This window comes from Kitasatospora sp. cg17-2 (assembly GCF_054031055.1).
Map to the genome: position 1 here is coordinate 9,178,562 of NZ_CM132923.1, position 12,504 is coordinate 9,191,065.

General features: G+C 72.1%; 10 protein-coding genes. 7 read left to right on the forward strand and 3 right to left on the reverse strand.

Annotation, left to right across the window (positions count from 1 at the left end; all coding sequences use genetic code 11):
• Positions 1-18: 18 nt before the first annotated feature.
• On the reverse strand, positions 19-2,079 hold the full coding sequence (locus ACW14Y_RS38535) for a phosphocholine-specific phospholipase C (RefSeq protein WP_380311884.1): 2,061 nt from the start codon (positions 2,077-2,079) through the stop codon (positions 19-21).
• Positions 2,080-2,354: 275 nt separating this feature from the next.
• On the opposite strand from ACW14Y_RS38535, the gene ACW14Y_RS38540 reads away from it, so the two are divergent.
• The 5 genes from ACW14Y_RS38540 (at position 2,355) to ACW14Y_RS38560 (ending at position 7,689) form a co-directional block, all read left to right on the forward strand.
• Positions 2,355-3,338, forward strand: coding sequence for an aldo/keto reductase (locus tag ACW14Y_RS38540; protein ID WP_456985125.1), 984 nt, complete (start codon positions 2,355-2,357; stop codon positions 3,336-3,338).
• A gap of 169 nt (positions 3,339-3,507) precedes the next feature.
• The gene (locus tag ACW14Y_RS38545) at positions 3,508-3,843 is read left to right on the forward strand and encodes a hypothetical protein (RefSeq protein ID WP_380311889.1); all 336 of its coding nucleotides are present in this window, start codon (positions 3,508-3,510) and stop codon (positions 3,841-3,843) included.
• 239 nt (positions 3,844-4,082) lie between these two features.
• A complete protein-coding gene (locus tag ACW14Y_RS38550) occupies positions 4,083-4,940 on the forward strand; it encodes an NAD(P)H-binding protein (protein WP_380440284.1) in 858 nt (285 codons plus the stop codon).
• A 191-nt stretch (positions 4,941-5,131) separates the two neighbouring features.
• Positions 5,132-6,604, forward strand: coding sequence for an APC family permease (locus ACW14Y_RS38555; RefSeq protein WP_456985126.1), 1,473 nt, complete (start codon positions 5,132-5,134; stop codon positions 6,602-6,604).
• Between the two features lie 95 nt (positions 6,605-6,699).
• The gene (locus ACW14Y_RS38560) at positions 6,700-7,689 is read left to right on the forward strand and encodes an ROK family protein (protein ID WP_380440280.1); all 990 of its coding nucleotides are present in this window, start codon (positions 6,700-6,702) and stop codon (positions 7,687-7,689) included.
• A 54-nt stretch (positions 7,690-7,743) separates the two neighbouring features.
• Here the strand turns inward: ACW14Y_RS38560 and ACW14Y_RS38565 are convergent, their stop codons facing one another.
• Both ACW14Y_RS38565 and ACW14Y_RS38570 read right to left on the reverse strand, forming a co-directional pair.
• On the reverse strand, positions 7,744-8,211 hold the full coding sequence (locus ACW14Y_RS38565; RefSeq protein WP_456985127.1) for an N-acetyltransferase family protein: 468 nt from the start codon (positions 8,209-8,211) through the stop codon (positions 7,744-7,746).
• 33 nt (positions 8,212-8,244) lie between these two features.
• Positions 8,245-8,796: a cupin domain-containing protein gene (locus ACW14Y_RS38570; protein WP_456985128.1), complete on the reverse strand. Its 552-nt coding sequence runs from the start codon at positions 8,794-8,796 to the stop codon at positions 8,245-8,247.
• An 82-nt stretch (positions 8,797-8,878) separates the two neighbouring features.
• Here ACW14Y_RS38570 and ACW14Y_RS38575 point away from each other — a divergent pair, with 82 nt between their 5' ends.
• Both ACW14Y_RS38575 and ACW14Y_RS38580 read left to right on the forward strand, forming a co-directional pair.
• On the forward strand, positions 8,879-9,730 hold the full coding sequence (locus ACW14Y_RS38575; protein ID WP_380440276.1) for a LysR family transcriptional regulator: 852 nt from the start codon (positions 8,879-8,881) through the stop codon (positions 9,728-9,730).
• A gap of 341 nt (positions 9,731-10,071) precedes the next feature.
• Positions 10,072-12,390 (forward strand): collagenase, encoded by a 2,319-nt coding sequence (locus ACW14Y_RS38580; protein ID WP_456985129.1) that lies wholly within the window; start codon positions 10,072-10,074, stop codon positions 12,388-12,390.
• The last annotated feature ends 114 nt before the right edge of the window (positions 12,391-12,504 follow it).

Sequence of the window (12,504 nt, forward strand, 5' to 3'; positions counted from 1 at the left end):
CGGCGGGTCGGGTCGGGCTCAGTAGGTGAGGAGGCCCGGGTCGGAGAGGCCGGGGGCGCCGGTCTCGACGTGGCCGGCGAGACGGCGGACGAAGTCGGCCGTCACGGAGGAGGTGACGGTGACGTCGTACCAGTTGCGGCAGCCGCCCAGGTCCACGGTGTACCCGACGGTTGCGCCCCGGCGGACGGTGACGGTCTGCGGGGTGCCGCCGTAGGCGTTGGCGACGGTGAGGACGGCGTCGGCGCCGGCGGGGTTGGTGAAGGTGAGGTCGAGGTTGCCGGTGGTCGGGTTGTGGCGCGCGGTGACCTCGGGCCCGGCGGTCTTGCCCGGGTTGCGGAAGCGGCGCAGGAAGCCGTTGGGGCCGTGCACGGTCAGGTCGGTGACGCCCTTGGAGTAGGTGGTGTTCCAGGCGTCGGAGAGGTTCTTGCCCGCCTCCGCGGTGTAGGTCCACGGGCCGTCGGTGCGGTTGGGCGAGGTGACCAGGAACTGTGCGCCCGCCGCCGCCCCGCCGCTGAAGGTCAGCCGGTACTTGCCGGTCGAGATGTCGGCCGAACCGTCCACGTACGGCGCGTACTTGAGCGGACGGGTGGGCTTGGTGCCGGCCTCCTGCTTCGGCATGGTGCCGACGGCGGGCGGGGCGGGCACGTAGTCCGGGTGCCGGTTGGCGTCCTGCGGGCGGTAGCCGGCGGTGGACGGCAGGGCGGCCGGTGCCGGGTTGGAGGCGGTGAAGTCGAAGGCGGTGGTGAGGTCGCCGCAGATCGCGCGCCGCCAGGGCGAGATGTTGGGCTCCAGCACGCCGAAGCGGCGCTCCATGAAGCGGATGATCGAGGTGTGGTCGAAGGTCTCCGAGCAGGTGTAGCCGCCGGTGCTCCAGGGCGAGACGACCAGCATCGGCACCCGCTGGCCCAGGCCGTAGGCGCCGGCGCCGTAGCCGACGCTGCCGCCGTAGTAGTCCGCGCCGGTGGCGACGGTGGACAGGCCCTGGGAGGCGGAGGAGGGCGGGAACGGCGGCACCACGTGGTCGAAGAAGCCGTCGTTCTCGTCGTAGGTGATGAACAGCGCCGTCCGGGCCCACACCTCGGGGTTGGAGGTGAGCGCGTCCAGGACCTGCGAGATGTACCAGGCGCCGTAGTTGGCGGGCCAGTTGGGGTGCTCGGTGAAGGCCTCGGGGGCGGCGATCCAGGAGATCTTCGGGAGCGTACCGGCCTGCACGTCGCGCCGCAGGAGGTCGAACAGGCCGTCGCCGGCCTTGGCGTTGGTGCCGGTGCGGGCCTTGTCGTACAGCGGGCTGCCCGGCTTGGCGTTGCGGTAGTTGTTGAAGTACAGCAGCGAGTTGTCGCCGTAGTTGCCGCGGTAGGGGTCGTTGATCCAGCCCCAGGAGCCGGCCGCGTCCAGGCCGTCGCCGATGTCCTGGTAGATCTTCCAGGAGACGCCGGCCTGCTCCAGCCGCTCGGGGTAGGTGGTCCAGCCGTACCCGGCCTCCTGGTTGCCGAGCACCGGGCCGCCGCCGGTGCCGTCGTTGCCGGTGTGGCCCGTCCACATGTAGTAGCGGTTCGGGTCGGTGGAGCCGATGAACGAGCAGTGGTAGGCGTCGCAGAGGGTGAACGCGTCGGCGAGCGCGTAGTGGAACGGGATGTCCTGGCGGGTCAGATAAGCCATCGTGGTGGCGGTCTTGGCCGGCACCCACTGGTCGTACTTGCCGCTGTTGAACGCCTTGTGGCCGCCGGCCCAGTCGTGGTTGAGGTCCTGGACGAACTGCATGCCCAGGTTGTTGACCTGCGGGCGGAACGGGAGGATCTCCTTGCGGGCGGAGTCGGTCTGGTACCAGACCGGCTTTCCGCTCGGCAGGGTGACGGGGCGCGGGTCGCCGAAGCCGCGCACGCCCTTCATCGCGCCGAAGTAGTGGTCGAACGAACGGTTCTCCTGCATCAGCACGACGATGTGCTCGACGTCCTGGAGAGTCCCGGTGGCGCCGGCCGGGGCGATCGCGGCGGCACGCGCGATGCTCTGCGACAGCGACGAGAACGCGGCGGTGGCGCCCGCCAGTTGGAGGAAACGGCGCCGGTTCAGCTCAGCCATGGGTGGGAGACCTCTGCCTGTCATGGGGGGTGGAGGAACGGTGCCTGAAGAGGACAGCGGCTACGGGGTACGTGCGGGCCGACCGCCGGTGTCCGGTTGCTGTACGTCAGAAGAACGCCTCGACTTGTATGGACATCCTGTGGCGCCCTCGGGGGAGTGCGGCAGGGGCCGTGCGCCGGTTGTGACGGGCGTCACGGTGCGACCGGGGCCGGGGAGGGCTTCCGGGGTGGCCGCGATTGCGCGGCGGACCTGCGGTTCTGTGAGAGGGTCGGCCCATGGAACAGCGCATTCTGGGACGAACCGGCCGACCTGTCTCGGTCGTGGGGCTCGGCACCTGGCAGCTCGGTGCCGACTGGGGCGACGTCCGGGAGGAGGACGCCCTGGCGGTGCTGGACGCCTCCGTCGAGGCCGGCGTCACCCTCTTCGACACCGCCGACGTCTACGGCGACGGCCGCAGCGAGCAGCTGATCGGCCGCTACCTGAAGGGCCGTCCGGACGCGGAGGTGTTCGTCGCCACCAAGTTCGGCCGCCGGGCCGAGCAGCGGCCGGAGCACTACAATCTCTCCAACTTCCGGGCCTGGTCCGACCGTTCGCGGAGCAATCTGGGTGTCGAGCGGCTCGACCTGGTGCAGCTGCACTGCCCGCCGACCTCCGTCTACTCCAGTGACGAGGTGTACGACGCGCTCGACACCCTGGTCGCGGAGCAGCGCATCGCCGCGTACGGGGTCAGTGTGGAGACCTGCGCCGAGGCGCTGACCGCGATCGCCCGCCCCGGGGTGGCCAGTGTGCAGATCATCCTCAACGCCTTCCGGCTGAAGCCGCTGGAGCGGGTGCTGCCGGCGGCCGCCGAGGCCGGGGTCGGCATCCTGGCCCGGGTGCCGCTGGCCTCCGGTCTCCTGTCGGGCCGGTACACCGCGCGGACGAGCTTCGCCGCGGACGACCACCGGACCTACAACCGGCACGGCGAGGCCTTCGACCAGGGCGAGACCTTCTCCGGTGTCGACTTCGCGACCGGTGTCGAGGCGGCCGCCGCGTTCGCCGGACTCGCCCCCGCCGGTGCGACGGCGGCGCAGACGGCGCTGCGCTGGGTCGTCCAGCAGCCGGGTGTCACCGCCGTCATCCCCGGCGCCCGCAACCCCGAGCAGGCGGTCGCCAACGCCGCCGCGGCCGGGCTCCCGCCGCTGTCGGACAGCACGCTGGCCGCCGTCCGCGAGCTCTACGACGCGCGGATCCGCCCGCTGGTGCACGACCGCTGGTAGGCGCGTGGCAGTCGGATGCGGCGGGCGGCCGGGTGGCCGTCCGCCGCTTCCTTCGAGGCCCGGTTCCTGCCGGTCCGGGGTGTCCGGCTTGTCGGTGGTGTCACCCTTGAGGCCCAAATCGGTCGTTCAGCTGGAGTTAACCTGTCATTTGGTAATTAGACTGGTTTGCATGCTGTCTGATCATCGCGCACTCCTTGGCTCGGTCACCGCCACGCTGCGCGCGGCCGGGCTCCCGTTGGCCGACGCGGTGCTCGGGACCGGTGGTGCCACGGTCTCCGACGGCGTCCATGGCGTGATCGTCTCCTGGCAGGCCGCGACCCGGGGTGCGGCCTCCGAGGCTTCCGGTGCGGCCGGGGTCGACGGCGCCCGTCTGCAGGGTGGTGCCGCTGTCCGATCGCGGCACTTCCAGGCCACCCTCCGCGTCGCCGCGCTGCTGGCCGAGGTCGGCTTCCACAGTGAGCACCTCGGCGACCGCGTCCTGGTCAGCGGCCGCAGCGCGGGCTGACCGGGCGTCGGCTGCTCGGGCACCGGCTGCCTGGGCGTCGGCTGCTAGGACGCCGGTGATCCGGGTGTCGGTGGTCCGGGTGTCGGCTGTTCGGGCATTGGTGATCTGGATATTTGCGATCCGGACCAGTGGTCCGTATCTTCCCTGAATGAAACGGACCGCTGGTCCGGATCATCTCGGAGGGAGATGTCTGTGACACCCATGCCCGAAAACACCGGCCTCGCCGCCGGGGGTGCCCGATGACCGCCGCCGGGGCCGCCGCCACCCTGGTCGTCGGCGCCACCGGGACCACCGGCAGCCGGACCGTCGCCCGGCTGGTCGCGGCCGGCCGCCCCGTCAGGGCCGCCTCCCGCCGGGCCACCCCGCTCCCCGGTGCCGAGCCGGTGCGCTTCGACTGGTACGACCGCGCCACCTTCGCCGACGCCCTCGTCGGCTGCGACCGCGTCTACCTCGTGCCCCCGGTGGGGGAGCCGGACCCGGCGCCGGTCATGCTGCCGTTCCTCCGCCTGGCCCGGGCGGCGGGCCTGCGCCGCGCCGTCCTGCTGAGTTCCTCGGCCGTGCCCAGCGGCGGTCCGGCGGTGGGCGCGGTGCACGAGGCGTTGCCCGGGCTGTTCGCGGAGTGGGCGGTCCTGCGTCCGTCCTGGTTCATGCAGAACTTCACCGGCGCGCACCCGCACGCCGAGGGCATCCGGGGCGAGGGTGCCGTCCGGACCGCGACCGGCGGTGGGCGGGTCGGCTTCGTGGATGCCGAGGACATCGCGGCCGTGGCCGTGCACGCCCTCACCGACGACCCGGCGCCGAACCGCGAGCTGGTGCTGACCGGCCCGGAGGTCCTCGGCTACGACGACATCGCCCGGATCGCCGGGGAGGTCCTGGGTCGTCCCGTCGTGCACCGGCGCCTGACGCCGGAGGAGCTGACCGCCGCCCTGGCGGAGCGGATGCCGGCCCGGTTCGCCGCGCTGCTGGCGGACCTGGACCGTGCCATCGCCGAGGGTGCCGAGGACCGCACCACCGACACCGTCCTGCGCGTCACGGGCCGCCGGCCGAACGGCTTCCGTGCGGTCGCGGAGAGGGAATTGACGATCCGTCGGGTGTGACCGGTCCGGCGTGCCGTCGGGGTCGGGTCCGGTGCCCGGTCGTCCCTTCGGGGGCGGCCGGGCACCGGGCTGTTCCGGGCGGGTGGTCGGAGCGCGGGCGCGAGGAGAGGTGCGCACACCCTTGACGATGAAAGTAATGTTCCTTAACTTAATGCCCGCGCCGCCTCCTCCTCCGCTCCGTCCCCCACCTCATGGAGCCCCCAGTGTCCGCAGGCTTCACCCGAAGAATCGGCCTCTTCCAGGCCACCACGATCAACATGAGCCAGATGTGCGGGATCGGCCCGTTCGTCACCATCCCACTGATGGTCGGCGCCTTCGGTGGCCCGCAAGCCGTCGTCGGCTGGATCGCGGGCGCGCTGCTCGCGCTCGCCGACGGCCTGGTCTGGGCCGAACTCGGCGCCTCGCTCCCCGGCGCCGGCGGCACCTACGTCTACCTGCGCGAGGCCTTCCAGTACCGCAGCGGGCGGCTGATGCCGTTCCTGTTCGTGTGGACGGCGATGCTGTTCATCCCGCTGATCATGTCGACCGGCGTCCAGGGCCTGGTGCAGTACCTCTCCTACCTGTGGCCGGGCCTGACGACCGGGCAGGGCGACATCGTCGGCGTCGCGGTCCTGGCCCTGGTGGTGCTGCTGCTCTGGCGCAAGGTGGAGAACATCGGCAGGGCCACCGTGGTGCTCTGGGGCGTGATGATCGTCTCGGTCGGCGCGGTGATCCTCGCCTCCTTCACCGACTTCCACCCGTCGATGGCCTTCACCTGGCCCGCCCACGCGATCGAGCTGACCCACGGCCAGTTCTGGATCGGCTTCGCCGCCGGTCTGACCATCGGGATCTACGACTACCTCGGCTACAACACCGCCTCCTACCTCGGGGCGGAGATCAAGAACCCGGGCCGGGTCATGCCGCGCGCCATCATCCTCTCGATCGTCGCCATCATGGGCATCTACCTGCTGATGCAGATCGGCGTCCTCGGCGTGATCCCCTGGCAGGACATGCTCGACCCCGACAGCGTCGCCTCCAGGTCCGTCGCCTCCGCGGTCCTGGAACAGACCTGGGGCAAGGGCGCCGCCGACACGGTGACCGTCCTGATCCTGATCACCGCCTTCGCCTCCGTCTGCGCCGGTCTGCTCGGCGCCTCCCGCGTCCCCTACGACGCGGCCCGCGACGGGATGTTCTTCCGCGCCTTCGGCCGGCTCCACCCCGAGCACGGGTTCCCCGTCGTCGGCCTGCTCTCCATGGGCGCGATCACCGCCGGCGGCTTCCTGTTCGCCCGGCACATCGGCAACGTCGCCGCGCACCCGCCGCTGACCGTCCTGATCACCCTGCTCACCAGCGTCATGGTGATCGTGCAGGCGCTCGCCCAGATCGCCGCCGTGATCGTGCTCCGCAGACGGCAGCCCGACCTCGCCCGCCCGTACCGGATGCTGCTGTACCCGCTGCCGGCCGTCGTCGCCGCGATCGGCTGGACGGTCATCTACGGCTACGCGGACAAGGCCAACCCCGGGGTCCACCCCGTCGAATGGTCGCTGGCCTGGGTCGCCCTCGGCTGCGTCGCCTTCCTGGTCTGGTCCCGGGCCGAGGGCGCCTGGCCGTTCGGCCCCAAGGAGATCCGCGAGGAGTTCCTGGAGGCCCAGGCCGACGAGGCGGAGGCCGCGCGGATCGGTTAGCCGTCCGGACCGTTCACCCCCGACCGCCGGACGGCGGGCGGGTGGCGCCGCACCGCCTCCCGTCCGCCGTTCGGCCACCACCCGAGGACGCCCTCTTGAGCACCGACCCCGCCGTCCGGCCCGAGCCCGTCCCGCACTCCCGCCCGCGCGGGCGTTCACACCCCGACGGCGCCGTCATCGGCATCGACTTCGGCGGCACCAAGACCGAGGTCGCGCTCGCCGACCCCGACGGCACCCCCGTACGGCGGATCCGCTTCGCCACCCGGCCCGAGCAGGGGCCCGACCCGGTCCTCGCCCGCGCCGGTGCGGCGGCCCGCGAACTCGCCGCGTACGCCCGGTCCGCGCTCGGGCTGCCGGTGCTCGCCCACGCCGCGGTCAGCCCGGGCGTCATCCGGCCGGACCGGATTCTGCTCACCCCGAACCTGCCCGGCTGGGAGAACCTCGCCCTCGCCGACCGCCTGGCGCTCGAACTCGGCGTGGAGAGCGTCGCGGTGGCCAACGACGTCCGCGCCGGAGCCCTCGCGGAGCTGCGCCGCGGCGCCCTGCGCGGCGCCGACCCCGGCGTCTACCTCAGCCTCGGCACCGGTGTCGCCGCCGCGCTCACCGTCGGCGGCCGGGTGCTCGACGGCGCGCACCGGGCGGCCGGCGAGATCGCCTACCTGGACCCCGGCCGACCGCCCGGGGCGCCCGTCGCGGCCTTCGCCGACGGGCACGCCCCGCTGGAGGAACTGGTCGGCGGCAGGGCCCTCGCCGAGCGCAGCGCCGCCGAACTGGGCGAGGCACTCACCGCCGACCGCCTGTTCACCAGCCCCGACCCGGCCGCCCGGCGGATCGCCCGCGAGGCGCTCGACACGCTCGCGACGGCCGTCGCCAACATCGCGGTGCTGCTGGACCCGGAGCGGGTCGTGGTCGGCGGCGGCATGATGGCCGCCGGAGCGGTGATCCTGCCCGCCCTCGCCGAGCGCCTGGACCGCGCCGTCCCCTTCCCGCCGACCGTCCTCCCGGCGCGGTTCACCGCCGACGCCTCCCTCCACGGGGCGATCACCCTGGCCCTGGACCACCGGTGCGTCCCGGCAGGCCGCTGAGCCCGGTGCGAGCGGGGCGGGTGCGCCGGGGGCGGCCGGAGTCCGTGTCGCCGGTCAGTGGCGACCGGTCCCGGTCCGGTCCGGCGGGCAGCGGAAGAAGAGCTCGGGATCGCCGTCGTCCAACCCGTGCAGCAACCCGACCGCGTGCCACTCCTCACGCTGGAGCAGCCGCTGCATCGGCAGGTTCGAGACGTTCGTCGAGGTGAACAGCTTCGGCGCGGTGCAGGCCGCCCCGGCGGCTCCGAGCAGGAGCGATCCGACACCGCGTCGGCGGGCGCGGCTCGCGACCATCAGCATGGTCACGAAGCCCTGCTCGAAGAAGGTGTACTCCAGCACGCCGTAGCCCAGCGGCCCCGACGGGTCCTCGGCCATCAGCACGAGCCCCCGCTCGCACCAGCGCCGGACGGCCGCGCGGCGGTCCGGGTCACCCGCCGCCGCGACCGTGTCGAGGTCCGCGATCGCGGTCCAGTCCGAAGGCGCGGCGGTGCGCACCAGGATCCCGCCGGGGTTCTGGATGTCCATGGGACGCATCGTGGCACGGCCCGTCCGCGCCGGTCAGGACGGCCCCGGGGCGGGAGCCCCGGCGGGTTCGGTCGCGTAGCGGCGCATCAGCCGGAGCTGCGCCTCGGGTGTCATGGCCCCGCCGTCGGCGTGGAGGTCCCGCAGCTCCCGGAAGTACCGGACGTACGGGTCGGGGGTGAAGGTGCTGAGCATGACGGCCGGTTCGTCGCGGACGTTGGCGAAGGTGTGCGGTGCCCCCGGTGGGACGACGACCAGGCTGCCCGCGACCGCGTCGTGCTCCTCGTCCCCGACGGTGAAGCGCACCGAGCCGGAGACGATGTAGAAGCCCTCGTCGTGCCCGGCATGGCGGTGCTGCGGCGGACCCGGTGTGTGCGGGGCGATGACGGACTCGGCGATGCCCAGGCGGTGCCCGGTGGTGCCGCCGTCCTCCAGGATCCGCATCCGGGTGGTGCCGAGCAGGACGGTCTCGCCCTCGTCCGGACCGACCACGGAGACGGTGGGTGCGTTCGTTGCGGTGGGTGCGGTGGGTGCGGTGGGTGCGGTGGGTGCGGTGGCGGGTGTGTCGGCGTTCGGTGTTCCGGTCATGCCCCGATTCCACCGCCGGGGCCGGTCGTCCGTCCAAGACCCGTTCTGTGGCGGCCGATACCGCGCGGGTATCGTTGCGGGTATGGAGCTGCGGACGCTGCGCTATTTCGTCGCGGTCGGCGAGGAACTCCACTTCGGCCGGGCCGCCGCCAGGCTGCACATGAGCCAGCCGCCGCTGAGCCGTGCGATCCGGCAGTTGGAGAGCGAGCTCGGAGCCGTCCTGCTGAACCGCTCCGCCACCGGGACCACGCTCACCCCGGCCGGGGAGACCCTGCTGACGGAAGCGCGGGACCTGCTGGACCGGGCCGAGCGGGCCCGCGCCCGGGTCACCGCGGCCGCCGGCCCGGCGTCGCTGACCGTCGGCATCCTGGCCGACAGCTCCGACCTGGGGGTGAACCGGCTGGCCGCCGCCTACCGGCGGAGCTTCCCCGAGGTGGAGGTCCGGGTCCGCGAGACCGATCTGACCGACCCGACCTGCGGGCTGCGCGCCGGCCTGGTCGACGTGGCGCTGACCCGAGGCCCGTTCGAGGAGACCGGCCTGGCCGTGCGCGAGTTGCGGGCCGACCCGGTGGGGGCGGTGCTGCGCGCCGACGATCCGCTGGCCGGCCGCGCGCGGCTGCGACTGGCGGACCTGGCGGAGCGGCGGTGGTTCCAGTTCCCGGAGGGCACCGATCCGCGCTGGCAGGCGTACTGGAACGGCGGTGAGCGCCGACAGGGTCCGGTCGTCCGCGCCGTCCAGGAGTGCCGGCAGGCGGTGCTCTGGAACGGCACGGTCGGGATGGCCCCGCTCGGGCACGAGCCGCCCGCCGGGCTGGCCGTCGTGCCGGTGGCCGACATGCCGCCGAGCCGGGTGCTGGCGGTCTGGAACGCGGGGGACCCGAATCCGCTGGTCCGCGCCTTCGTGCGCACCGCCGCTGCTGTGTACGGAGCCTGACGGTCCGTCGTCAGAGCGTCGGGCTCCGCTGGGCAGCTCGCCGCCAGGTCGGATGTTGATTCCTGGATTGTTGAACTCTGTTGTACAGCAGCAGTGATGACGGATCGTCATGCTCCCGGTGCGGAACGTTCCGGGCCGAACGGAGTGGCGGTAAAGGGCTTCCAAAGGAGATGTGACATGTGCCATGGTACTGATCACCGCTCCCCACCGGTCGCGACGGAGCCCCATCAAGGCACCGTCGCCCTTTGGTCCTCACCTCCACCGGTCACGTCCCCAACGCGACCGACTTAAGGCCCGGAGGCCCCCACGTGAGAACCGCACGTCTGTCGCACCTTCGGCAGTTGGCAAGACTTTTGACGCTAGCGCTCTCCCTGGTCCTGACGATCGGCCTGTTCGCCCCACTCGGGCAGGCCGCACCCGTCGCCGCGTCCCCCCTGGCCGTACCGCCGGCCGCCCGGGAGGCCGCAGGAGCCCACGCGGCTCCGTCCGGCGAGCTCCCGCCGCCCGGCGTGGAGAAGGTCCTGAAGTCCGACGATCCCGCCGCGGTACCCGCCGCGCACAACGGGAACCTCACGTCGGCCGACAACAGGCCGCGCAACGACTTCGCCCCCCGGTCCGCCCCGAAGCCGGCGGCCAAGTCGTCCGGCCCGGGCGCGGCCGCCGGTGACGGGTCGGCCGAAGCAGTGGCGTGCAACCCGACCGACTTCGGGCGGACGGGCGCGGAGCTGATCAGGCTCATCAAGTCCGTGAGCGTGAACTGCATCGACAGCCTGTTCAGGATCGAGCCCCGCTACGCGGCCGCCGCCTTCCGTGAGTCCCAGATGCTCACGGTGGCCGCCGCCGTCCACGAGGCCGCCGTCGCCTACCAGGGCAACAACAGCGGCTCCGTCCAGCAGTTGACGTACTACTTCCAGGCCGGTTACGCCGTGCAGTGGGCCTACCCCTCGATGGTCGGCAAGTACAGCGAGGACGTTCCGAAGGCGATCCTCCCCGGTGTGCAGGCCTTCTTCGCCAACTCGCACGCGCTGGACACCACCGCGGAGAACGCCGGCCCGCTGGCGAACGCGGCCATACTCGCCGACGTCACCCGCGAGCCGGTCACCTACCTGCCGATCGCCAAACTCCTGCTCACCGCCTACAACAGCAGCGCGTGGGACAAGGACAACCTGATGTGGGGGCTCAACCCGGCCTTCCTGGTGCTCTTCCGAGGCATCGAGAGCCGGGACCCGGAGTTCCGCCAGAAGCTCCAGGCCGACCCGACCCTGATCGACCTGGTGGCGGCCTTCGCCAACCGCGCCCTCGTCCACGCCGGCGGCACCTACGACCCCGTGCTCACCAACTCGATCAAGGAACTGAGCCGGTTCATGTACTACCCCGAGCTCCTCCCTCGGGCGAAGCCGTACCTCGAGGCGCTCAGCGCGAAGTTCTCGGTCACCGGCCCCACCCGGAACCAGCGCGCGGCGGCCGCGGTCGGCGTGCGCGCCTACGACCAGGCGAGGTGCGCCTCCTACGGCACCTGCAAGGACGCGGAGCTCTTCCAGGACACCTACCTGACGAACGTCAAGCAGTGCAGCCCGAGTATCCGCATCCTCGCCGAGGCCATGACCCCGGAACAGCTGGACAGCACCTGCACCAGCCTGAACGGCCAGGACGCCTACTTCCACGCCGTGGTGCGGGACAGCGGCCCGGTCGCTGACGACCGCAACAGCACCATCGATGTCGTCGTCTTCAACAACTCGCAGGAGTACGAGGCGCTCTCCCCGGTCATGTTCGGCAACTTGACCAACAACGGCGGCATGTACCTGGAGGGCGACCCGGCCATTGCCGGCAACCGGGCACGGTTCCTCGCCTACGAGAAGACCTGGGGTGACCCGGGCTTCTCGATCTGGAACCTCAACCACGAGTACACCCACTACCTCGACGCCCGCTTCAACATGTACGGCGACTTCGACGCGGCCGACCGCACCCCCGTCGCGTGGTGGACCGAGGGCCTCGCCGAGGTCGTCGCCAATTCCTACCTCAACACCGTGGACTCCCGGGTCGTCGAGCAGGCCGCCCAGCACACCTACCGGCTGAGCGAGCTCTTCGACAGCCACTACCAGAACGAGGACCGCACCTACCGCTGGGGCTACCTGGCCGTCCGCTACATGCTGGAGCGCCACCGGCCCGACGTGGACAGCCTTCTCGCCCTGTACCGCAAGGGCGACTGGGCCGGCTCCAAGACCCTCCTCACGTCGACCATCGGCACCCGCTACGACGCCGACTTCGACACCTGGCTGAACTCCTGCGGGGCCGGCGAGTGCAAGAAGATCCCGAGCTTCCCCAGGGTGACCGAGTGCGCGGGCGGTGACCTCCGCAAGCTCGACGTCAACTGCGGCCGGAGCAACCTGGCGGCCATCACCGGCAACTACGCGCACTTCTACCTCTGGGTGCCGGCGGGCACCCGCCAGATCCGGGTCACCAGCAGCGGCGGCACCGGCAACGGCGAGCTCTACTACAACCCGTACGGCTGGGCGTACACCAACTCGTACGTCACTCGCTCGGCGGGCCCGGACAACTCCGAGACCATCACCGTCACCAACCCCCGGGCCGGTTACGTCTTCTTCAGCCTGTACGCCCAGCAGGGCTTCAGCGGGGTGAGCGTCACCAGCGAGCTCTGATCCCTCCCGGCCGGGCGCCGCGCGCGCCCGGCCGCGGACGGACCGAGTACTGATCCAGTAAGGACCGCCCCGGCAGCCGGCCGGGGCGGTCCGTCCGGTTCGGCGGCGTGGAGG